This window comes from Prevotella communis, assembly GCF_022024175.1.
Classification (GTDB): Bacteria; Bacteroidota; Bacteroidia; order Bacteroidales; family Bacteroidaceae; genus Prevotella; species Prevotella communis.
This window is the reverse complement of record NZ_CP091794.1, coordinates 2,476,066-2,498,009: the sequence shown is the minus strand read 5'-3', so window position 1 is coordinate 2,498,009 and position 21,944 is coordinate 2,476,066. Positions and strand designations below refer to the sequence as shown.

The window sequence follows — 21,944 nt, the reverse complement described above, 5'->3', positions numbered from 1 at the left end:
CACACAAGAACTATTTATTAAGCCTAATTAGACTGATCTGAATATGAAAAAGACAATGTTTTTATTGGCACTGCTTTTCCTGATGGGAACTGGTACCACGTTTGCTCAAGAGAAAAAGTTCTCGTTGTATGGCATCGGATTCTATAATTTGGAGAATCTGTTTGATACGTGTCATGATGAAGGTCATAACGACTATCAGTTCTTGCCCGATGGACAATATAAGTGGACGGGACTGAAGTACTCTAATAAACTGAAGAATATGGCCCGTGTGCTTGCAGAGCTCGGCACAGACAAGTTGCCTGGTATAGGTTGTGCCATCATTGGTGTCTCTGAGGTTGAGAATGCCAAATGTATGGAAGACTTGTGTAATCAGGAACCCTTGAAGAAGCGTGGCTACAAGTTCGTACATGTTGAGGGACCTGACTATCGTGGTGTTGACTGTGCCATGATTTACAATCCTCGTCTTTTTTCTGTTGAGAACGTGACATTGATGCCCTATACCTATATCTTGCCTGAAGACAGTATGCGCCATACCCGTGGATTCCTCACGGTGAGTGGTAAGTTGGCTGGTGAGCATGTGGCAGTTATTGTCAACCACTTGCCTTCTCGTGGTGCAGGTTCTTTCTATCGTGAGGAGGGTGGCCGACAGATTCGTTTGGTGAAGGATTCCCTGCTTCGTGTTGATCCTGATTTCAAGATTATTATCATGGGCGATATGAATGATGATCCTCAGGATAAGTCTATGGCAGTGTCCTTGGGTGCACAGCGTAAGATGAAGGATGTAGAGAAGGGCGGCCTTTGGAATCCTTGGTGGGATACTCTGGCCAATGGCACAGGTACGCTGATGTATGATGGAAAGTGGAACCTGTTTGATCAGATTATCCTGTCTCAGTCATTACTCGACCAGAATAAGAAAAAAGACTATCGTACCCTGAAATATTTTGCTCACCAGATTTTCCGTCGTGACTATCTGTTCCAGAAAGAGGGCAAATATAAGGGAAATACCCTACGTACTCATGCCGGCGGTGTGTGGCTCAACGGTTATAGTGATCACCTGCCCACAGTGGTGTATGTCGTAAAAGAAGTAAAGTAACAGGTATGACAATTATCGGAATAGCAGGCGGTACAGGTTCAGGCAAGACCACCGTAGTAAGAAAAATTGCCCAGTCGCTGCCTCCTCATTGTGTGGCTGTAGTACCTATTGACTCGTATTATAACGATACTACGGGTATGACGCCAGAGGAACGCAAGGCTATCAATTTCGACCATCCTGATGCTTTCGACTGGAAACTGCTGACGGAGCATGTGAAAAAGCTGAAGAATGGAGAGGCTGTGGAACAACCCACGTATTCCTACATCGAGAGCAATCGTCAGAAGGAAACCATTCATGTGGAACCAAAACCTGTGATTATTATTGAGGGCATCATGGCTCTTCATAATAAGAAACTGCGTGATGCTATGGATTTGAAGATCTTTGTCGATACAGATAATGACGTACGCCTGATTAGAAATATCCGTCGTGACGTCGTTGAGCGTGGCCGTACGGTTGAGATGGTGCTTGATCGTTACGAGAAGGTGCTTAAACCTATGCACGAGCAGTTTATCGAGCCCACTAAGAAATTTGCTGATTTGATTATTCCCTGGGGTGGCGAGAACCGTACGGGTATTCATATCCTGAAAACTTATATTGAAGGTATTGTAGTTCCAGGGGTATGACAAAGTTATATCTTGTTCGCCATGGCGAGACGTTCGATAATGAACGTCAGATTATGCAAGGACAGACGCCGGGCGAACTGAATGCAACAGGCATCCGTCAGGCAGAGGCTTTAAGTCTTCAGTTGGCGGATGTTCATTTTGATGCTATTGTAGCCAGTGATTTATGGCGAGCTATTCAGACGGCACAAATCCTGGCAGAGCCTCATCAACTGTCTGTTGTTACCACGCCCCTGTTCCGGGAACGTGACTGGGGTAGTTTTACAGGGCGTTTTATCCCGGATTTAAAAGACATAAAACCATGGCCTGATGATATAGAATCTCTCCCTGCAATGAAGGATAGGGCAGGGCGTTTCCTTGATTTTATCCGTAAGAATTATCCTGAGTCTCAGGTATTGGCAGTGGGACATGGTATTATTAATAAGGCTATCCAATCTGTGTACTGGGGAAAGGAAATGCACGAGATAGAGAAAATGAAAAATGCCGAGGTGCGAATCCTCGACATTTAACAATTATCCTTCACTTTTCCTTTTACCTTAATTTATCTTCTTCCTCCACGGGGGCTGCTACCGCTGCTGGTACCTCTGGTGCCGCGATCAGATGAACCTCTTGACATGCTGCCACTGAAGCTTCCGCTGCTATGACTTCTGTTGCTGCTACTGCTGCCAATGTTGTGATTGCTGCCTGAGGTTGATCTGCTGCGGTCAAAGTCACGATTACCAACGCTTGTTCTGCTATTGCCGGACTCACGGGTGCCGATGGTCGTGTTGGTACGATTGAGGTCACGGTTACCGCCAGTGCTGCGATGGCCTCCGAATTCGCGGTTGTTATCGATACTGCGATTGTTGTTCAGGTCACGATTGTCATTCGTACTCCTGTTCCCGTCAACTCTACGATTTACGTCTGGTGTACGGCCGTTTCTCTCGGTAACACGTGTTGAACTGCGTCCTCCGTTGTTTCGGTAGTCACCGCGATCCCAACTGTTTCGCATTCCTACGTGATGATCCCGGTGAGTTACTGGACGATAATGGCTATGGCGTCCTTCGTACCAGCTTCTGCCTCCATTATGGCGCCAGCTGTGTCCACCGCGATAGGTAGCATAGAAGTGAGGACGACCGAAGTAGAAGTAGTCACGACGTGGGTAGTGAATGTAAACTCCGAAGTGCCAGTGACCTGCCTCCCAATAAAGCGGACGGTAGAAATAAGTGGCTGCACGGAACAAATCCCACTGCCATGAATAGAGGATATAACTCAGATCAAGGTTGCGTCGCTCCCAGTAGGGACCGTATACATTATCATATGAAGTAACCCCCATCAGGTAGTCGAGGTTAATCTCGTAGGCTGCCTCATACTGCGCGTCATTCAGATTCAGTTCGTAGGCCATCTTGTCCGTCAGGAATAGAGCCTCGTTGCGAGCCTGCTCGTATGACATGGCGTTTGCCGCTGCTGCTATCGTCAGCATGGAAACCAGGGTAAACAACATCTTTTTCATAATCGTATCTTTTTAATCGTTCTACAATCAATTTCTTTTTCTTGGTGCAAAGATAAGGCGAAAATATGGACAAAAAAAGGGATTTTCCCTAAATGGTTAGAGGAAAATCCCTATGCTTGATAAGTAGTGGATCATTTCAATACTTATAGAAACTCCAGGTCTGGCCATCTTTGCTGAGCACTAAATCATCATCGTTGAGTGCGTTGATTTTCAGACGAATGTCGTTGAAGGGCTTGAAACCAAAGCTGTTTTCTATAATAGCAGTGTCGGCTGCAGATGCGTTGATGGAGATGCATTGTATGAACAGACTGTCACCATTGTGTTGGAAGTTTGCATATATCTCTGTATCGTCAGTCATTCTAAAGAGAGCTACAGAACCAGAGAAACTGACATATTGTGTGTCTGATCCTTTTAGACGCCACTGTCCAAGCAAGTCGCCTGCCTCCCTGCCTTCCTGACAAGAGCAGATAGGGCAGATTAAAGCAAACAGTAGGATGATGTATTTACAGAATCTTGCCATGATATCCAATTTTTATGTCAAACGTAGAATTGTCGCCATAGATGTTTCCTTTGTCAAAGGCATATGATGCGCTGAACTGCCAAGGCCCTTTGTGATACTTGCCTTGGATCATCGCATCGAAAGAGTGGTGCTTGTTTGCTAAAGGTCTGCTGTATGTACCCCATCCCTCACGATAGGAACCTTTTACGAGATAGCTCAAATGATTGCTGATTTCGCCATTGACACCTACGTGCCAGGCTTTGACACGGTTATCTTTAAAAGCTGTGTAGCCATCCTTATTGTAAATAGGCGAGGTTATCAAAGCAATGCCGGGTGTCATGCCATAGACGGAATAACTATTATAGGTGAAGTGATTATAATAGTTGTCGCTGCCAACAACATAGTCTGTTATCTGGCTCCGTATAGGTTCGGCGTAGTCATTGGGATCCCAATGTAATGGTCCCGACTGGTTGGTACTTTGAAAGTATTCTAGCACTGCCCCTCTGATATACTGTGTGCCAGGGGTCTTATTGTTATATTGCAGTCCCCATGTTCCGTCAGCTCCATTGCTTTTTCTCATTCCAGAACCATCTTCGAATATATCATCCAGATAGGCCTGGACGGTATGATTCTTGTTGATATTCCATCCCAGTTGTACTGTCATCTCACCTAAGTGGTTGCCAAATATCCAGTCTTCCATGGCATCGTGTTCTGCATAGTTGCTATCACCAAATGGCAGTACAACCTCTAATAATGATTTTAGGTTTGTCGAACTCTTTTTCGTTACAAATTCACCATTCCTATTATAGGCGTGTGTGGTTCCGCCAAACTGTACTATATGTTCCATACCTCCAATGAAGAATAGATGTTCATTGAAATTAAGGCGGAAATAGAAATGTTTCTGGTGGTATAATATATCTGTGGCATAGCATCTGTTGATGTTTTGTCCATTAACAATAGGTGCCTCATTAAATTTCCTTTCGCGATAGTTACCGTCCAGGTAAGTGCCGTATCCTCCGTCAAAGTTCAGTTCCAGTATTCCTTTCGTGAAGGGAACACTCCAGAAACCGTCGGTTCCGATATGAACCTGAACCATAGGTTTGGCATTGGTTCCCTTGATAAATGATCCGATAGATAAGTCCTCATCGCGAAGAACTTGGTGCTGCTCTCGCTCTCCAACCTCCAAGAAGAATTTCTGATAAGACAGGTTTGCATAGCATTGCTGCAGATATGCCTGATGGTCGGCATGGACAGAGCCAATGGCATCAATACCGCCCGATAATTTCCAGTCACGTGACAGGTCATGGCTAATCTGCACGGCTCCGCGTATGTAGGCGGTGTTAGAGCGCGTGCCCAAAACGTGATGGCGATTAGTTGCTAACTGATAGGCTGTGAAGTCGCCTGTTCCGACAGCTGCCTCTGACGTGATATCGTAAGAGATAGTTGTTTTTAGAGAGTCTTGCGCATGTCCTAGTGCAGGATATATGCAGCATCCGATAAGTAGTAATATTGGCTTGTAATTCATTGTGCAGATGGTTTAGAATATTTTCCCAAATGCTATTTTTGTAAAAGTCTTATAGATGATGCTTAAATCTAGCATACAGGACTGGTGCTCCATATAATACAGATCCAATTCAAGTCTTCTGAGCATTTTTTCCATGGTGTCTGTATAGCCGTTGTAAAGCGTGGCATACGAGGTGATGCCTGGTCGCATGCAGTAGAGCTGTTCATAACGGGGGTCATGCTCCATAATCTGGTCGATAAAGTATTTACGTTCAGGGCGATAACCAATGAAAGACATGTCACCTTTCAGAACATTCCATAACTGTGGCAGTTCATCCAGATGATGAGCTCTTAGGAACTTACCTATCTTAGTGAGGCGCTGGTCGTCTGGCTCAGCTAACATTGGCAAGCCGTTCTGCTCGTTGTTGACAACCATAGTGCGGAACTTATAGATATTAAAGGGCTTACCATGCAAGCCAATACGTTCCTGCTTGAAAATGATAGACCCCTTGCAGCTACATTTTATACCTATATATATAATGAGGAACAATGGCGAACCAAGAATGAGTCCAACCAACGAGAGTGCGATATCGAACAAACGCTTATTCATGCTACCTCCTGATTTGGCATATAGACAGGTAAATTCTTCTTCGTAATGGCTTTGTTGATACACCAGTGTAGAAGCATCCATATAACAATATCTATTATTACTACACAACTCATATTGATTTTTATCAGGTACCATAGAGTTAAGTTGATTAAGATGAATACTAATGTAATTGCTAATATTGTAATTAATGCCTGATGCTGATTCATGCCTGTGCGCATCAGTTTATGATGGATATGATTCTTGTCAGCCTGGAAAATATGGGCTTTGTGGAATAGTCTTACCAGCGAAACACGCACGACGTCGAATGAGGGGACTATCAATAGAGAGTAAGCCAGCATCATTGATTCCAGTCTGAAGTGCTTTACATTGGGATTATCCATCGTGAATTTCACAAACAGGAAGCCTAGGATGAAACCTAAGGTGAGTGATCCCGAATCTCCCATGAATATCTTGCGGTTATCCTCTGCTTTCCCCAGTATATTATAATATAGGAAGGGAATCAAGATGCCAATCAGTCCAGATATGAGAATGCAATATGCGATGATGTCCTCACGTATAAAACATACAAGGAACCCTAATAACGCAATCAATGATATACCTGCAGAAAGTCCGTCAATACCGTCTATCAGATTGAGTGCATTGCTAACAAACACGATGACGAAAACCGTGAGCACGCTTCCTATACTAAAAGGAATCTCGTGGATACCACAGAAACCATACAAGTTGTTAATGTATAGTCCGCATATAGGTAATATCGTTGCAGCCACAATCTGAACTGTGAATTTTGTCTTTGCGCCCAACCCCACTAGATCGTCAATGAGTCCAACTCCATAAATCAGAAGTAAGCTAAAAAAGAATCCTAATGTCCATGTACTGACTTGTACTTGCTGTTCATGAATGTTGTGGTTATAGGCTATAATGGTAACAAGAGATGCCAGCAACATACTGGGCAGGAAACTAATGCCACCCAGTCTTGGTGTTGCGTTCTTGTGTACCTTACGCTCATTCGGAATATCGTAAAGCCTTTTGCGCTTACAGAAATCAAGAATGAGAGGTGTAATAACCACCCCGCATATTAAACTCAATAAAAAAGCGCTTAGTATATATATGATCATAAACAATTCTTCATTATTATTTATTATAATAACTAAGAATTTTTGCTATTATTGTATGCTATTCAGGAAATTTTATTCTATGCCTTTTGTGTTTTATTTCAGCTTAAATATGAGCATATCTCCGCCTCCTATCTTGTAATTGGTCCTGATTGTGGTCTCTTTCAGTTGCTTAGTCAGCATTGTCACATTTCTTTTGGCAGAAATATAGAGTTCCATATCGCTTTGATAATCTTTGTTGACCACTGCCATGTACAGATGTCCGTTTTTCTTGAAGGTTGAGATGATGGCCCCTTGACGACCTGTAATCTTCAGTTTCTTGATGTTTGTCGGAATGCGTTTTAATTTCGTGGTGCCCTCCGGTATTTTCACCATGTGGTTTACTGTTTGGATCTCTGCCTTGTCAAACAAGGGAAGCAGGCCACGCAGTTCCTGATTCATTCGTTTTACCAATGGATAGTTCTTGGTGCGACGTCCGTCAATACTAATGGGGGCATCGTGGAAATTCCATTCATCCGTAGGCTTGGGGGTCCAGTAGGTGAAATATTCTATGGCTTGAGCACCGTATGCCAGATTGGAGTATATTTGCAGCCGTAGTGACTCTATTGTGGGCTGTGGGTAGTCACAATGGGGCGTGCAAAGGGCAAAAGCCCAGAAAGGCTTACCCGTACGTAGGCTTTCATGGCGAACATCCTCCAAACAAGAATACCATGTTTCGCGAATACCAAAATCCCTAATAGGATAGAAATCAAAGGAGATAAACGGCAGTCCGATGGCTGATGCCTGTTTGAGATATTGCTTGTATGGTGGCATCTGGATTTCTCTAGGTAATCCATCACCATAGTCTGGCAATAGATTAACGTATGTAGGTTTTTTTGTGTCCTGTTTCGCCATTGCCCGATAGCGTCGTATAGTCTCCTGGATATCCTTTGGCCAAGGCTCGTCTTGCAGAAAGTACCCGTAGAGCGCTGGATGATTCTTGAGTCTTGGAATCCCGACATGGGGCTGAACAGATATCCATCCGCTGCTAATCAACAATTGGATGCCACTCTCTTGGGCATCGTCCAATATTCTGAGAAGGGTGTCAACGGGCGTATCGTCGTAGAAACAGATTGACACATCAAATCCTGCCTCCTTGAATTCCTTGAAACGACTAGCGTTAGAATATTCCAAAGGAATACCATAATAGGCCACGATGGGTATCTTGGCCTGAACTGGGAGAATGGAGAATATGACTATATTCAGGAATAATAGATGTAGCCTTCTCATATTATTTTGTTGACAATAGAGAGTAACGCATCTGGCTCATTTGTCTTAATGAAAAAAGATTGTTTACAGCCAGCGGCATTCCCAGCCTCAACATCCCTTTCACTGTCGCCAATCATATACGATTGCGATAAGTCGATGTTCCAGTCTTTGGCGGCTTGTAGTAGCAAACCAGGCTTTGGCTTTCGACAATTGCAGTCAATTTTATATGCTGGGCGTTCACCCTCAAAACCTTTGTCGGGGTGGTGAGGACAATAATAGATAGCGTCAACGAAAGCACCCTCCTGTCCAAGCAACGTCTCCATCTTGTCGTGAATTTCTTGCAACTGCTCGAAGGTACAGTCGCCACGTGCAATGACAGGTTGGTTGCTGACAACGATGCAAAGATATCCAGAGTGGTTAATCTGCCTAATAGCTTCAGCAACTCCTGGTAGTAAATCGAACTCTTCTGGTTTGGTCAGGAAACCAACGTATTTGTTGATTGTGCCATCCCTGTCCAGGAATATGGCTTTTTGTTTCTGTGAGAGATTCCTGGCCTTCACCTTTCCAGAAAGGATGTCCTTTTCAGCCTCATGGTAACGGTCTGGTGTTCCCATATCCTTGATATACTCAGAGGTATCATAAGCAAAGATTCTTCCTGATGCGATATTGGGTTTCAGTACGTCACGATCCAAATCAATTTTGTCTGGAGTCTCAGGATGACGAGGAATATAAGACTTCATGGTTTCATGTAGCAGTTCTGGTGATATGATTTCAATGCCAGCATTCACCCTGTTCTTGTAATAGAGTCGTTCATCTTCCTTATTCATCCATTTCATTACCCGATGGGTGTCGATAGGTAATCCGCCTTTTTCTTGTGGAGGAAGTATCTCTGTCACCAGCAATGAACTGTCGTAAGGATGTCCGTTGGGATGAGACATCAAACTGGCCCAGGCATGATGTTCGTGATGAAATTGGATGAAACGGTTGAAATCTACATCCACAATGACGTCACCGCACATCAGCAAAAAGTCGTCCTGAAGATTCAGCTTGAATAAAGCTCCTGCTGTTCCCAACGGATGGTCTTCCTCATAATAGCTGATATGAACGTCAAAATTGCTGCCATCCATGAAATAGTTGCGAATGACCTCGCCCAGATAACCTGTTACCAAAGTAATGTCCGTCAGTCCACAGGCTTTTAAATTCTCAATCTGCCATAGCAATATCGGTTTTCCGCAAATTTCAATCATGGGCTTAGGCACATCGCTTTTGATAGAAGCAATGCGCGTTCCCTTGCCACCGGCCATAATGACGACTTTCATAATTCCTTCCTTTATTTGTTATTTACCGAAGAAATGCTCTTCTAACATTAAGCAGAGACAATGATAGACAGGAAGGTGCAGTTCCTGTATTTTATAGGTTTCAGTCTCCGGCACCTGGATGCAGATGTCTGCCAGCTCTTTCAGCTTGCTGTCACGCTGGCCAGTCAGTCCGATAACGTGTAACCCTTTTGATTTTGCAGCTACAGCAGCAAAGAGCACGTTACGGCTATTTCCTGATGTAGATATGCCTAAGAATACATCGTGGGGTTTGCCATAGCCATTGACTTGCTGTGCAAAGATGAGTTCAGGATTACTATCGTTCATAAATGCTGTGGTCAGCGAAGAATGACCAGTTAAAGCTATGGCAGGAAGCGCTCCCTGCAGGTGTTTAGCCAGAATTTCGCCCAACTCAGGGTCGATAGTTCTCAGGGCTTCAGCTTGGTCTTTGAACACTTCCCTCTTGAGCTTGAACTCTTTCATCAATTCACCAACAATATGCTCGCTATCAGATGCTGAACCCCCATTGCCACAGACCAATAGCTTGCGACCATCTGTGTAGGCTTGCTTCAGGGTGTTGTAAGCTTCTTGAATAGAATTGCGACAGACTATCAGTTTTGGATAACGGTCTATCAGATTGTCAATATGTTTGTTGATATTTTCCTCCATATATATTTAGAATGCTTTAACATTGTCTGTATCGTAAATCTTCCAGCCGTGTGCACCACCATCGCTGAAGTTAAAAGGCATGACAAATCCATCCAATTTTGATAGGGCCTGTTCTACTTCCTTCTTTCGCGTAGGCTCTACTACGAACATGATGAATCCACCGCCACCGGCTCCAGATACCTTTCCTGCTTTGGCACCAGCCTGAAGGGCAACATCCATCGCTTCTTGAATGATGGGGTTCGAAATGTTGTTTGCCATCTTCTTCTTGTTTTCCCATGCCTCACGCAGAATATCGGCAAAAGCATCAATATCACCTTTCAAAAGAGCAAGCTTGGTGTCAATGGCACTCTGTTTGATACGGTGCATTGCTTCAATGGCATTGCTATTACCTCCCTCAGTGTTTTTCTTCTGTTCGTCGATAATGGCAGCTGATGAACGAGAGCGTCCTGTGAAGTAAAGAAGCATGGAGGCTTCCAACTCATCAATTATCCAACGCTTGATTTTCAGTGGATTGACGATGGCGATATCATCCTTCATAAACTCAATATAATTGAATCCTCCGAAGGAGGCGGCATATTGATCTTGTTTCCCACCACTCAGCATTAGGTCTTTCCGTTCTATTTCGTATGCCAACTTGGCTATCTCATAATCACCCAACGGCAATCCTTTCCATTCCACAAAAGCTTTTAGAATGCAAACAACCATAGTTGATGAGGTTCCTAATCCAGAGCCTGCTGGTGCATCATTGTAGGTGGTGATCTTGAATGCTTGCGGTTGTAGATGGAAATCACGGTAAACCCTGTTGTATACCCCCTTGATGAGGCTGGCTTGTCCATCAATCTCTAATGAGTTGGATAATGGATATGACTTGTGGACATCTGCATCAAAGGAATGGATGGTAATCTGTGCGTCATTTGTCTCTTCTATGGTACAATAGGCATAGAGATTGATGGTGGCATTGAGTACTAAACCTCCATAGATATCACAATAGGGGGCTACATCTGATCCTCCTCCTGCAAGTCCTAATCTTAATGGTGCTTTACTGCGTATAATCATAGTTCGTTATTTATAATGTTGAGCCAATAGAATGATTTTTTTTGCGGTTTTCTCCCATGAAAATCTATTGGCATTTTCATATCCTTTTGCAATGACGGTGGGGCGAAGAGTGTCATTCTTTTTCAGAAACTGCTCTATTGTATTCCTTATATCTTCAATATGGTGTGGGTTAAAATATATAGCAGCTTCTCCACAGACCTCTCTCAATACGGGAATATCAGATACGAGTACAGGACAACCGCACTTCATAGCCTCAATGACAGGTAGACCAAATCCCTCATATAAGGAAGGAAAAATGAAACAGATTGCCTGATTATAAAGTCGGACTAATTCTTCATCAGAGACCCTGCCAAGAAAATGGATGGTGTCTTTTATGGCAGTCATACTGCCTTCCTGTGTGAAAATTCGATTGTGAGAACCAACTATAAACAGAGAACATCCCTTGATATCTTTGAATGCTTCAATAAGACGGCCAAAGTTCTTGCGAGGGTCGAGAGATGAAACGGTCAGGGCAAAAGGTTTGGTGGGAACGCTATCTTGTAACTGAAAGTGAAAGAACTTCTCATCAGCAGCATTATAGGCGATACTGATGTTCTCTTCCTTGATAAAAGGATAGAAACGAAGAATCTCTTTTTTTGAGAACTCACTAACCGTGATGATATGTTTTGAAGTTCTGACAGCCAAGGGGGTCATCAGTTTGTACCACCAATAATAACCTTTGGAAAACCATTGGGGATTATCAAGGAACGAAAGGTCGTGTATAGTCATTATCTTGTTACGGAGGAGAATACTCCCTAATCCCGTAAAAGAAAACATGAAGTAGTCTTTCTTTCCGATGAAATAGAAGGGTAGTACAAATTGCTCCCATAAATGAGACCGGCCGAATCCGTAATGAACGATAGGAAGATTGCCGACATCATAGCATGACATAAGGGGAGAGTTAGGACAAATAATCGTGAAATCTGTGCCCATCTCTACCAGCGTTTTACATATCATATATGCATAACGCTCCACTCCTGTTATGGGTCGTGTGAGAAATCGTCCGTTGACATAAATCCGACTCATAGTCTTTCGCTTCTTACAATTGTTCGTAAATGGCTTTCATGATGCTAACAGATTTCTGCTCTGTGAACATATCTATGACACGTTGATGCGCAGCCTCGGCAAGTCTTTCTCTTAATGAATGGTTATTTAATAGATTGTCGATAGCCTTAGCATAACCAGAAATGTCGCCTAAAGGTATTTCCAGTCCTGTTTGATCTTTGATGGAGACCCAATTCACACCAGAACCTTCTAGATGGAAAACAATAGGGGTACAACGGCAGTACATTGCTTCAGCCAACGCCAATCCTAATGCTTCTGCTTTAGTGTTAGAGGTGAAGGAAAAGATATCCGCTGCATGGATATAACAGCGTAGGTCATCCGTACTTAGTTTACCTGTAAAGGTGATACGGGACGATGTGTTTTTTTTCATTAACTCTTTGGTTAGCGGACCGCTACCGGCAATGATAAACTGACAGTCGCTTTTGACCTGCTTTTCAATCTTCATTAACCAGTCGATGCCTTTATAAGGAATGTGGCGGCCAAAGAGAAACACAATTGGTTTGTTCCCGTATTGTGTTTTTATCTCAGTTATGCGTCTTTCATCCCCATCTTTTAAATTGAAATTGTCCAATACAATACCGCTTTGAACTACGCTCGTCTTTCCTTTGTATTGATAGATGGGACTTGATGGATGAATGTAGTTCGGACTGGTGGTGACGATGAGATCAGCACGTTTCAATATAGCACTCTCGAACGGTTTGACAAGTCTATAAACAATGCCTTTAGATAGAATATCCGAATGCCAATGCAGAATTAGTTTTGTATCAGGGTGGATGGCTTTGAGCACTAATGGGTAGACGTAGGGGTTAGGGCAGTGGACATGAGCATATTGCGGCTTGTATTCTGCTATCAATTTCTTTAATGTCCGGTAATACCCTATGGCTACGTCTTGACTCATTATGGAGAAATTGACTTTGACACGATATACTGTGACACCATTAATGATATCTACGGTATCTTTTCCGTCAGTGGCAAAGCAGATGACAATATTACGATATTCCGTTAACCCCTCGGCCATAGACTTGACCAAGGTTTCGATGCCCCCAATATAGGGATGGTAATATTTGGAAATATGGAGTATGGTTTTTTGCATGTGCAGCTGAGTTGTTTTATAATGATATAACGTTACAATGTTTTTTTTATTGTGTTATTTTTGTATTAAGTAGTTTGTAGAAATTGAACCTATGTATGAGATGTAGTGTGCGAAAGATAAGAAGTTAATCTGTCGATAATGTTACCCCAATGATAGTCAGATAATTGCTGCAAATTGACATTAGGTCGTTCTTGTAGCATCTTTACGATTGCATGTATCCATTTTTCTTTGTCGTATCCTTCTACTGTAACAGCACCGTCTTTCCCTTTGGCCACTTCTATCATGGCCGTGTTATGAGCAGTAACAACAGGGCATCCGCATAATAAAGCTTCCAATTGAGGCATTCCAAATCCTTCCATTAGTGCACAAGATACAAAACAAGCGGCAGTATGATATAGCATAACTAAGTCTTCATTGCTAACATAACCACAGAAAATGGTTGACTCTTTTGGAAAAGACGGTGATTCTATGATGTCTTTAAGATCCGTGTTCTTCCAACCTTTTCCGCCTACCACCACCAATTGAATGCCATGCTCCTTGTAGAGATTGGGTATGATGTTTAATAAGAACTTAAGATTCTTTCTCGGTTCCAGAGAGCCGACAAATAGAATGAATGGATGCTTGATGCCGAATGCTTGTTTTATTTGCAGCTTTTTGTCTTCAGACAGCGTCCTGCGAAAAAATATATTCCTGTCGGCAGCATCGCCTGTAAATATCTCCTTGCAGTGGCGTGAGGGGTAATATGCTTCCACTTTTGATTTCGTATAATAGGAGTTGGTCCATAGGAAGTTCGCTTTTTTGATTGCTTGTCCGAAAAAGATACTGGTAGCCAGTCGGTTAGTCCATGACATAGTCTGAGCCATCTCAATATTGACAACATCATGAATGGTCACCATTGTCTTTACCTTTGAGGGAATGAAGTAGGGTAGGTGAGGCACTGGTGAATAATACATGTTGATGTGTAGTTTCCTACAAAGGTAGGGCACTAATAGTTGCAGAATGATGATGTTCGGCAGTCTTTTGGGAAACTGCTTTGAATAATCAAGCAGTTTTATATTGTCTGGGATTGATGATAGCTCGTATCTTGTATCAAGTCCTTTGGGTAGTATAATATAAAATATGTCGTTTTTTCTCTGCTTCGCCCATTCCATGATGGCACAGGTAAAGAACGTCCCAACACCAGCAGAGAAAAGGGACCATATTCGACCGTCAATGAGAATGCTCATATTATTAAAGTTTTATCGAAACGTATAATTGCTTAGTGAATTTCCATTTGTCTGCAAATGATACATTAGGATTGAGCCATACAGTTAGTCTTAACACCGGGTGGATAGTACGATAGAGAAAGTATTTCCAACGAGGCTCTGTAAGCTTGAAATAAATGTATTCACTTTTTTGTTGTCTATAGGTATCTCGTATAAATCTGCTACTCTTTCCGTCTTTGCCGCCTTCGCCTTCGAGGTGGATGATTCTAGGGCCATTGAGTAGTACATTATCGTAGTCATGTAGATTGAATCGATGCTCCATCTCGGACTCCTCGCAATACATGAAAAAAGCTGGATGAAAAGCACCACACTCATCCAAAACCTCTCGACGGACAAATAGGTCAGCACCTGTTACGTAGTCAACAATCAGCCATTGCTTGGGATACTTAATAACTGGAGAATTATACAGATGCAATCCTTTTAGAATGGGAATCCAAAGGAATTTTTGGAAATCGTCTTTCATTTTCGGAAACTGTCCATAGGAATGGATCCAATTTCCCTGTCTGTCTTCTAATATACATCCTAATGCACCAAGCTTGCCCTGAAACTGTTCGGCGAAATCATAGAATATCTTAATGGCATTGTTTCTGAGCAGTGTGTCAGAGTTGAGAAAGAGGATATATTTTCCTTTCGCTTGTTCTAGTCCCTTGTTGTTGGCTTTGCCAAAACCTAGATTTTCGCCTGTTTGAATAAGGGTTATGCGATTATCTTGAGATAAGACCTCGATAGAGCCATCAGTGGAACCATTGTCAACGACAATAATCTCGTAATCGATACCGATGGTATGTTCTATAATGCTATCCAGACACGGTTTTAGAACATGCAGCGTATTGTAATTGACAATGATGATAGATACAGTCATAGTTATGCAAAAGTATAAAATTCTCTTTATTGCAGCAAAGAATATGCTCATTGCAGATAAGAATTTAAATATAATTAACGTGGGTGCAACAGATTGTACAGAAATACTTCGTACCTTTGCATAATAATGTAAATTCGATGAATAATATACAATTTTATAATTCTGTGTCTTTTGCTAAAGGCATCGGCATTATGTTGATGGTTTTGGGACATACATTCTTTTCCGTTTATGGCTATACAGTAATCTATATGTTCCATATGCCTTTGTTTTTCTTTCTCTCTGGCTATTGTTTCAGAGTGAGTCATTTGGAGAATTTTAGGAATTATGCCCAAAAACGTGTCAGTAGAATATATGTCCCATTTGTTAAGTGGAGCTTGATATTCCTTTTATTGCATAACATCTTTTTTCATTTAAATATCTATAATGATACTTTTGGTTTCGAGGGAGAAGTCTCTCAGTTATATAGTGTGTCTGATTATCTGAAAAAGACATTCTTTATATTCTTTTGCCTCAGTGGTAACGAACAATTGTTGGGCGGCTACTGGTTCTTGCATACGATGTTTTTTGCCTCTTTCATTTTCTATGGACTACTAAAACTGAAAATTCCCATTATCGGAGGAGTCGTTACCTTGCTGCTAAGTGTCTTGCTATATTTTAAGGGGATTCCTGTTGTCAATATCTACTGTGGTCCGAAGGAGCTCTTTGCTGTATCATGTATGATGGCAGGTTACCTCTATAAGTCATATTCGATAGAAGAAATCGTTGACAAGTACAGTAGGCTTGTTCTCCTTGGCTGTGCTTTATTATTGCTGTTGGGAAGTGTGTACTGGCGTGGCGATATGCTAGATATGATATGGACTCATACCATTCCCTATTTTATCTCAGCAATAGCTGGCTCTATCGTTGTGATGATGGTTTCCAAATATCTGACTGGAAAAACACACCGTCTTTCTAGCTTTATTTCAAATATCGGTAATAAGACGATAGAAATATTGACATGGCATTTCTTGTCCTTCAAAATAGTTAGTTTGATCATAATTGCCTATTATGGTCTCCCGATTGAGCAATTGGCAGAATTCCCGGTATTGAGGCCTTATAATACTCAAGGTTGGTGGATTGGCTACCTGGTTGTTGGTGTTGCTGTTCCTGTTATTGGTTCGGGATTAAAGCACAGTTTGTGTAAAGGTATCAAAAAATGATTATAACGGATTGATATGTTGTCAACATATTTACAAAAAGTAACCTGGAATAGGAAGTTTTTATTGTTGTTTGGTTTGTCGGTGGTCAATCTCTTGTCTATGCATGGACAGATGGTATTGACGGTGGAATATGAGTATCCGTTTAAGGTGGATGCTATAATGAGCAATGTTTTTTCGTGTCTGATTGATGCAACGTCCTTCTTCCTGCTGAGTATGCTACTGATGAGGGGTAGGGTAAAGAGGGCATTGTTGATGACATTCATTTTAACGGCATTGCTCTCCTTCTGCAACGTGCTCTATTCGCGCTTTTTTGGCTACTATCTGCCCAATCTGGTAATTCTACAGGTGGGCAACTTGAATGACAGCGACGTAATAGATAGCACACTGACAGGCTTTCGTTGGCATGACTTATTCTATATCCTTTGGGCTATCCTCTTCGGTTGGTTGTATAAACGCTACAATAAGGAGGACTTGAAGAGGCTGTGGCTGAAGACGATAGGATTGTTGTGGGGTACGATGCTGGCAGGTGTCTTGATCTCCATCCTGATGTTGGACTTGCTACATGATCATGACTTGAAAACATCTTTTATTCGTTTCTCGCCAACCAAGCAGCAATATGCGCAGGCACCCAACAATATGCTGTATCGCAGCGGTTTCCTGAGGCGTGCGTTGGTGTGTAACGATGATTTTATACAGAGGGATTGGGAGTTGGACGAAAGTCAGAAGGCGGATATTGAACAGGAATTTACTGACTATGGGCAACGAACGACAAAACCCACTGTCATGGGGACCAAGAATTTGATATTCATTATTGTTGAATCGTACCTGTCGGTAACGTCAGACCTGAAAGTGGATGGCAAGGAAATTACACCCTTCCTGAATAGCTTGAAACGCGATAGTATGGTGTTTTATAATGGACATATGTGTCCTAATATTGAGATGGGCGAGTCGTCTGATGGGCAATTTATCTATATGACGGGCCTGTTGCCGCTGAAGTCGGAGATAACTGTCAATATTGTTAAGGACAAGATGCTCTATGGTTTGCCGGCAGCTTTGATAAATGCTGGCCGACTAAAACATTCGCACGTTATTGTACCCACGTCGCCGACGTTTTGGGAACAGGACAAGATGAACTTGCGTTATGGAATTGAAAAGATGTACTCGAAGTTCGACTATGACAAGGATATGACTGGTTACGAAGATTTGAACGACGAGCAAATATTCCAAATGGCATCACAGGTGGAAACAACGGCAGAACAGCCTTTCTTTTCGCTCGTGCTGACGATGTCGATGCATAACCCCTATACGAAATGCGTGGAGCATGGTTTTACGCTGGCAGATAAATCGCTGACGACGGAATACCTGAACTATTTGGTGGACTGTCACTATACTGATATGCAGATTGAGAAGTATATCAAGCATTTAAAACAACAGGGACTCTATGATAATAGCGTCATCGTGATAGCCGCCGACCACCAAGCCCATCCTGCTCATTTGAATATGGCTGATAGTCAGGTCGTTGACGAGTTGCCACTTTACATTATCAATGGTGGTATTAACAGTAGCAATGCATGGACCGGACGTTGCAACCAGTTGGACGTCTATACCACACTACTGGATATCTATGGCGTACGTTCAACATGGCGCGGATTAGGACATTCCCTGTTAAACGCCAACTATCAGGAATACAACGTTGAAAGGTTGCAGACTTTGTCGGATTGGATTATCAGGAGCAACTATTTTGAAATGATGCGCAAGCACTAAGAGGAGATTATTGCTCGAATGCAACTTATTTCATCCAAATACCATTTGCTTTTCCGTTGATGAGCTTATAGAATTGAATTCGGTTGACAATGAGCCCGGGGATGTTCACCAAACACATGACAATCATAAACCAGATGATGCTGTGTGTCCATTGTGTCGTCAGGTAAGCCAATGGAATAAAAAGAACGGCTGCTGCTGTGGTAAAGATGAGTTGTAGTCGCAGTTTCCCGATACCATTAATGAAATAGCTGTAGCGCATGCTATAGATAAGGATGAAAATATAGGCAGCCATCATGATGCTCATCTTCAGGTCAATGACCGTCTGTTGGTCTATCCAGATGGCGTAGACGATATCTGAGAGCGCAATCATGACTATCAGACAGATAAGAATTCCTACCGTCATCAGTCGTAGTTTTTTTGTGGCATTACGAATCCATGCTATATCGTTTTTCTGATAGGCATCGGTTGTAGCATTCCAGAATGGCATGCAGATAACAGTAAAGATGACGAGCAGTATGCTGAAGTAACGATAGGTAATCTGATAAGGAGTGACCATCGTAGGAGAGAACAGATTCGAGATGAGTATGTTTGATGTCATAAACAAAACGACACTGGAAATTTGCATGATGAAAAATTGTACCCCCATATGAATGACTGCCTTTGCTTCTTTGAGCTTGATAAGTTTTAACGATGGGCACAGATGCGGATATTTGTAGAGAAAAGTATATGGAAAAGCTAGTAAATAGATAATGAGTGGTGACACCGTGTTTACCAAGGCGATAAGCATCAGTGAATGGCTTCCTGACCACAGTACGATATAGGTGCCAATGAGTGCCAGTGTTTGACCCAAGGCTATTAGCAGATTGCTGACAGCAGGGAGTTGCATACCCATGTAGAAGTTGCCAATCAACTTAAAAATAAATGATGTACATACCAGTGTCACCGTTGCCATCAGAACTTGGTCAAGATGATCCACTTTCGATGGCGAAGCGTTGAAAATCCAGTAGGGGTCGGTAAGGGCAATTAATAATAACAGAATAAGCAGTACGGGGATGATGATGCATGTCAACATGGCGAAGGTCGATGAAATGAGAGAACGGGTCCGTTCAAACTCATCGTGTGCCATGTATTCTGCTATCTTGTTACGGAGTCCGTTACCAAGACCAATATCCATGTTGTCAATCCATAATAGCAGGCTACTTATGGTGAGCCAAATGCCGTTTTTGTACTCTCCTAAGCAATGAAGGGTTGCCGGAACCAGCAGAAGTACAATGAGGGCTGACCACCCTTTGATAACAAAAGAGGCAAAGATATTCTTCTGTAACAGGGAAGAACGGCTGCTGCTAACGGTTTTATTGTTACTCATTCCATTGCAAAGTCTAATAGCTCCCATACGAATAGCGTGAAGTACATTTCTACCGCTCCAATAAAGCAGACCGCAATTCTACCATAGTACTGCGGACGTATAGTGTAACAGACGCATGGGAATAGTGCCAGTTCAACGATACCCAGTAATTCGTGCAGTCGGCCCGCAACTACAGAAATTGACGAGAGGGCAAAAAAGCAGGCCATTGAATAGGCTGTGATTTTTAGTAATAATGGTAATGCAGGACACTTTTCTAACATTGTGTCGTAAAAATAGAGCGAGTAGAGGATGATGCAATATTGAATCCAAATAAACACATTCTTGAGGGATAGTTCATCAAAGATTCCTCTTTCTGTTAATGCTTTATACATCTCAATCTTGTCCTGAATATAGGGTATTGGGAGGGCGGAGAAGAAATCATAATGAAGCAGGAACAACACGACTCCAATAGGCATAATCGCTATCAGTAGATATTTCCAGATCTGTGATAGTCTGTTGTTGAAAAATAGGATAGGATAAAACGCGAGTGATGAATAGTGAAATATGTTTGCTATTAAGAAGAAGAGAATGGCTTTCTTCTTCTTTCCTTCAGAGAGAGGTTTGATGGCCAGCAAAAGCATACCTGATGCAATGCTAGCTCTAATCTGTATGTAGTCGTGAAGAATAAAATAGTTTCCGAAGTATATGGCTAATGGAAGAAAATACCAAGGCGATAGTTGCCTAAGGGCAATAAACTTTATCGTGACACCCAAAATGGCGTATATCAAGAACAGATAGTGGACATCGTCCGTAAATCTTTGCACAATCCCCGAAAAGAATAAGAAAGAGGCTTCTACCAGAAGTTCTGGATTGTTTTCATGGGTTTTGAAGATCTCTTCGTAAGCTTCAGAGTCAGGGTCGACGCCTATCGTCCTGAATGCACATAAAAGTATCATAATGATACATAGTCCCCAATATACATATTTATTATGGTCTCCAAGATATTCCTCCAGGAATATCAAAGAGACAATAACAATAAATAGTAAGAGGAAGGTATATATCATTGTTTACGCAATATATATAGTGAAGTGCCGGCAAATGTAAGCATTAGCATGAATGCAACAAAAATCATGCGTTTAGGACCTGCAGGTTTAATGGGCACTGAAGCACCTTTGATGACGGTGAACGCTGGTGTGCGCTCCTGTACTTTCGCTTTTGATGCCTGCATCTGGGTGTTGAGTGTGGTATAAGTGTTGTATCTTAGCTGAAGGTCATTCTCCATATCCTCAAGTTGCAACTCAAGGCTTTTCAGAGCTACATTTGTACTGGCATCTGCCATCCTGCCGTATTGCTGACGAGTTTTCTCGTATTCCTGTTTGGCTTCCATTGTTAGTTTCATGTAGTACTCGTAATCAGTACGGGCTTTGCTGGTACGATAGTCTGTAATGAACTCCTGAAGTCGTTCCTTAACGGAGTCACCGATAGTTTTACAGATCAGCGGGTCCTGATCCTTTATACTGATACTGATAACAGCTGTTTTCTTGTCGAAATTAATCTTGATGTTATTTCTGATACTTCCGGCAATAGCATCTTCGTCCTTCGACAGGTTATAGGGATCGATAGTTCGTTCTTCTGCTTTTTGTTTGCTACGAAACAGGTTCTTCATCCAATCAATGGGGACAAACCATATAACAGGCTTTTGATGTTTCTGTAAATAATCATGGTATGTGGTTTCAATGTTTCCGTCTACAGTTTTTACCCGTACATTGAAAAGATTGGTGACAAAGCCATTATCTTCCATAAGGTCGGGATATAGAAGGGGGGTAATGGCATCGTTGCTTTGCAGATTGTCCAAATCGAATCCGAAAGAAGATGCTAGCGATCCTAATGTACTACTACCAATAGACGACCCGCCTAGTTCTGGGGCTAACTTGATATCTGTATTATAGTAGCGCGGAAAACCTAGGATAAATACACATGATAATACAAAGGCTATGGGTAATGTCTTGGCAAAGAGTTTCTTCCTGGCCCACAGCTTTTTTGCTATATTAATGACATCAATGGTCTTCAGTTCTTTCTTATTATCTTCCATAG

21 protein-coding genes are annotated in these 21,944 nt (G+C 42.3%); 5 read left to right on the top strand and 16 right to left on the bottom strand.

What is annotated here, in order from left to right; genetic code table 11:
* Positions 1-43 precede the first annotated feature (43 nt).
* Genes L6466_RS10185 through L6466_RS10175 form a run of 3 tightly spaced genes read left to right on the top strand, consistent with a single transcriptional unit; the run spans position 44 to position 2,222 of the window.
* On the top strand, positions 44-1,093 hold the full coding sequence (locus L6466_RS10185) for an endonuclease/exonuclease/phosphatase family protein (RefSeq protein ID WP_091851478.1): 1,050 nt from the start codon (positions 44-46) through the stop codon (positions 1,091-1,093).
* Positions 1,094-1,098: 5 nt separating this feature from the next.
* Complete coding sequence (gene udk / locus L6466_RS10180) at positions 1,099-1,716, top strand: uridine kinase (RefSeq protein ID WP_091816249.1); 618 nt, start codon at positions 1,099-1,101, stop codon at positions 1,714-1,716.
* Positions 1,713-2,222 (top strand): histidine phosphatase family protein, encoded by a 510-nt coding sequence (locus tag L6466_RS10175; protein WP_237812922.1) that lies wholly within the window; start codon positions 1,713-1,715, stop codon positions 2,220-2,222. The genes udk and L6466_RS10175 overlap by 4 nt, the downstream gene beginning before the upstream one ends.
* A 32-nt stretch (positions 2,223-2,254) precedes the next feature.
* Here the strand turns inward: L6466_RS10175 and L6466_RS10170 are convergent, their stop codons facing one another.
* From L6466_RS10170 to L6466_RS10110, 13 genes are all read right to left on the bottom strand, one after another.
* Entirely contained in the window at positions 2,255-3,205 is a 951-nt protein-coding gene (locus L6466_RS10170) for a hypothetical protein (RefSeq protein WP_237802995.1), read from the bottom strand.
* Positions 3,206-3,341: 136 nt separating this feature from the next.
* Complete coding sequence (locus tag L6466_RS10165; RefSeq protein ID WP_143010110.1) at positions 3,342-3,725, bottom strand: lipocalin-like domain-containing protein; 384 nt, start codon at positions 3,723-3,725, stop codon at positions 3,342-3,344.
* A complete protein-coding gene (locus L6466_RS10160; RefSeq protein ID WP_143005663.1) occupies positions 3,709-5,229 on the bottom strand; it encodes a capsule assembly Wzi family protein in 1,521 nt (506 codons plus the stop codon). The genes L6466_RS10165 and L6466_RS10160 overlap by 17 nt, the downstream gene beginning before the upstream one ends.
* A 12-nt stretch (positions 5,230-5,241) precedes the next feature.
* The gene (locus L6466_RS10155; RefSeq protein ID WP_237795508.1) at positions 5,242-5,817 is read right to left on the bottom strand and encodes a sugar transferase; all 576 of its coding nucleotides are present in this window, start codon (positions 5,815-5,817) and stop codon (positions 5,242-5,244) included.
* Positions 5,814-6,932 (bottom strand): glycosyltransferase family 4 protein, encoded by a 1,119-nt coding sequence (locus L6466_RS10150; RefSeq protein ID WP_091816238.1) that lies wholly within the window; start codon positions 6,930-6,932, stop codon positions 5,814-5,816. Before L6466_RS10150 ends, L6466_RS10155 begins: the two co-directional genes overlap by 4 nt.
* A gap of 93 nt (positions 6,933-7,025) precedes the next feature.
* Positions 7,026-8,198 (bottom strand): alpha-amylase family protein, encoded by a 1,173-nt coding sequence (locus L6466_RS10145; RefSeq protein WP_091816235.1) that lies wholly within the window; start codon positions 8,196-8,198, stop codon positions 7,026-7,028.
* The gene (gene gmhB, locus L6466_RS10140) at positions 8,195-9,496 is read right to left on the bottom strand and encodes a D-glycero-beta-D-manno-heptose 1,7-bisphosphate 7-phosphatase (RefSeq protein ID WP_237795515.1); all 1,302 of its coding nucleotides are present in this window, start codon (positions 9,494-9,496) and stop codon (positions 8,195-8,197) included. The genes L6466_RS10145 and gmhB overlap by 4 nt, the downstream gene beginning before the upstream one ends.
* Before the next feature lie 18 nt (positions 9,497-9,514).
* The gene (locus L6466_RS10135; protein ID WP_091816230.1) at positions 9,515-10,162 is read right to left on the bottom strand and encodes a D-sedoheptulose-7-phosphate isomerase; all 648 of its coding nucleotides are present in this window, start codon (positions 10,160-10,162) and stop codon (positions 9,515-9,517) included.
* A 6-nt stretch (positions 10,163-10,168) separates the two neighbouring features.
* Positions 10,169-11,218 carry a GHMP family kinase ATP-binding protein gene (locus L6466_RS10130; protein ID WP_091816227.1) on the bottom strand — a complete coding sequence of 350 codons (1,050 nt, stop codon included), beginning with the start codon at positions 11,216-11,218 and terminating at the stop codon, positions 10,169-10,171.
* A gap of 6 nt (positions 11,219-11,224) precedes the next feature.
* Complete coding sequence (locus L6466_RS10125; protein ID WP_255779413.1) at positions 11,225-12,283, bottom strand: glycosyltransferase family 4 protein; 1,059 nt, start codon at positions 12,281-12,283, stop codon at positions 11,225-11,227.
* 13 nt (positions 12,284-12,296) lie between these two features.
* A complete protein-coding gene (locus L6466_RS10120; RefSeq protein WP_237795517.1) occupies positions 12,297-13,415 on the bottom strand; it encodes a glycosyltransferase in 1,119 nt (372 codons plus the stop codon).
* An 89-nt stretch (positions 13,416-13,504) separates the two neighbouring features.
* Positions 13,505-14,641, bottom strand: coding sequence for a glycosyltransferase family 4 protein (locus tag L6466_RS10115; protein ID WP_237795518.1), 1,137 nt, complete (start codon positions 14,639-14,641; stop codon positions 13,505-13,507).
* A gap of 4 nt (positions 14,642-14,645) precedes the next feature.
* Positions 14,646-15,542 (bottom strand): glycosyltransferase family 2 protein, encoded by an 897-nt coding sequence (locus L6466_RS10110; protein ID WP_237803000.1) that lies wholly within the window; start codon positions 15,540-15,542, stop codon positions 14,646-14,648.
* Positions 15,543-15,679: 137 nt separating this feature from the next.
* Between L6466_RS10110 and L6466_RS10105 the strand changes: the two genes are divergently transcribed.
* Both L6466_RS10105 and L6466_RS10100 read left to right on the top strand, forming a co-directional pair.
* Complete coding sequence (locus L6466_RS10105; RefSeq protein WP_237803001.1) at positions 15,680-16,741, top strand: acyltransferase family protein; 1,062 nt, start codon at positions 15,680-15,682, stop codon at positions 16,739-16,741.
* Between the two features lie 15 nt (positions 16,742-16,756).
* Positions 16,757-18,505 carry an LTA synthase family protein gene (locus tag L6466_RS10100; protein WP_489146333.1) on the top strand — a complete coding sequence of 583 codons (1,749 nt, stop codon included), beginning with the start codon at positions 16,757-16,759 and terminating at the stop codon, positions 18,503-18,505.
* 25 nt (positions 18,506-18,530) lie between these two features.
* On the opposite strand, the gene L6466_RS10095 is transcribed toward L6466_RS10100, so the two are convergent.
* Genes L6466_RS10095 through L6466_RS10085 form a run of 3 tightly spaced genes read right to left on the bottom strand, consistent with a single transcriptional unit; the run spans position 18,531 to position 21,942 of the window.
* A complete protein-coding gene (locus L6466_RS10095; protein WP_091851514.1) occupies positions 18,531-19,871 on the bottom strand; it encodes a lipopolysaccharide biosynthesis protein in 1,341 nt (446 codons plus the stop codon).
* The gene (locus L6466_RS10090; protein ID WP_237803004.1) at positions 19,868-20,914 is read right to left on the bottom strand and encodes an EpsG family protein; all 1,047 of its coding nucleotides are present in this window, start codon (positions 20,912-20,914) and stop codon (positions 19,868-19,870) included. Before L6466_RS10090 ends, L6466_RS10095 begins: the two co-directional genes overlap by 4 nt.
* The gene (locus tag L6466_RS10085) at positions 20,911-21,942 is read right to left on the bottom strand and encodes a chain-length determining protein (RefSeq protein WP_091851520.1); all 1,032 of its coding nucleotides are present in this window, start codon (positions 21,940-21,942) and stop codon (positions 20,911-20,913) included. Before L6466_RS10085 ends, L6466_RS10090 begins: the two co-directional genes overlap by 4 nt.
* Positions 21,943-21,944: the final 2 nt, after the last annotated feature.

Excerpts from the sequence above, each read along its gene's own strand:
- L6466_RS10155 (WP_237795508.1), bottom strand. The coding sequence starts at position 5,817 with ATGAATAAGCGTTTGTTCGATATCGCACTCTCGTTGGTTGGACTCATT.
- L6466_RS10165 (WP_143010110.1), bottom strand. The coding sequence starts at position 3,725 with ATGGCAAGATTCTGTAAATACATCATCCTACTGTTTGCTTTAATCTGC.
- L6466_RS10145 (WP_091816235.1), bottom strand. The coding sequence starts at position 8,198 with ATGAGAAGGCTACATCTATTATTCCTGAATATAGTCATATTCTCCATT.
- L6466_RS10095 (WP_091851514.1), bottom strand. The coding sequence starts at position 19,871 with ATGAGTAACAATAAAACCGTTAGCAGCAGCCGTTCTTCCCTGTTACAG.
- L6466_RS10130 (WP_091816227.1), bottom strand. The coding sequence starts at position 11,218 with ATGATTATACGCAGTAAAGCACCATTAAGATTAGGACTTGCAGGAGGA.
- L6466_RS10100 (WP_489146333.1), top strand. The coding sequence starts at position 16,757 with ATGTTGTCAACATATTTACAAAAAGTAACCTGGAATAGGAAGTTTTTA.
- L6466_RS10115 (WP_237795518.1), bottom strand. The coding sequence starts at position 14,641 with ATGAGCATTCTCATTGACGGTCGAATATGGTCCCTTTTCTCTGCTGGT.
- L6466_RS10160 (WP_143005663.1), bottom strand. The coding sequence starts at position 5,229 with ATGAATTACAAGCCAATATTACTACTTATCGGATGCTGCATATATCCT.
- L6466_RS10090 (WP_237803004.1), bottom strand. The coding sequence starts at position 20,914 with ATGATATATACCTTCCTCTTACTATTTATTGTTATTGTCTCTTTGATA.
- L6466_RS10150 (WP_091816238.1), bottom strand. The coding sequence starts at position 6,932 with ATGATCATATATATACTAAGCGCTTTTTTATTGAGTTTAATATGCGGG.
- L6466_RS10170 (WP_237802995.1), bottom strand. The coding sequence starts at position 3,205 with ATGAAAAAGATGTTGTTTACCCTGGTTTCCATGCTGACGATAGCAGCA.
- L6466_RS10110 (WP_237803000.1), bottom strand. The coding sequence starts at position 15,542 with ATGACTGTATCTATCATCATTGTCAATTACAATACGCTGCATGTTCTA.
- L6466_RS10120 (WP_237795517.1), bottom strand. The coding sequence starts at position 13,415 with ATGCAAAAAACCATACTCCATATTTCCAAATATTACCATCCCTATATT.
- L6466_RS10085 (WP_091851520.1), bottom strand. The coding sequence starts at position 21,942 with ATGGAAGATAATAAGAAAGAACTGAAGACCATTGATGTCATTAATATA.
- udk (WP_091816249.1), top strand. The coding sequence starts at position 1,099 with ATGACAATTATCGGAATAGCAGGCGGTACAGGTTCAGGCAAGACCACC.
- gmhB (WP_237795515.1), bottom strand. The coding sequence starts at position 9,496 with ATGAAAGTCGTCATTATGGCCGGTGGCAAGGGAACGCGCATTGCTTCT.
- L6466_RS10185 (WP_091851478.1), top strand. The coding sequence starts at position 44 with ATGAAAAAGACAATGTTTTTATTGGCACTGCTTTTCCTGATGGGAACT.
- L6466_RS10135 (WP_091816230.1), bottom strand. The coding sequence starts at position 10,162 with ATGGAGGAAAATATCAACAAACATATTGACAATCTGATAGACCGTTAT.
- L6466_RS10175 (WP_237812922.1), top strand. The coding sequence starts at position 1,713 with ATGACAAAGTTATATCTTGTTCGCCATGGCGAGACGTTCGATAATGAA.
- L6466_RS10125 (WP_255779413.1), bottom strand. The coding sequence starts at position 12,283 with ATGAGTCGGATTTATGTCAACGGACGATTTCTCACACGACCCATAACA.
- L6466_RS10105 (WP_237803001.1), top strand. The coding sequence starts at position 15,680 with ATGAATAATATACAATTTTATAATTCTGTGTCTTTTGCTAAAGGCATC.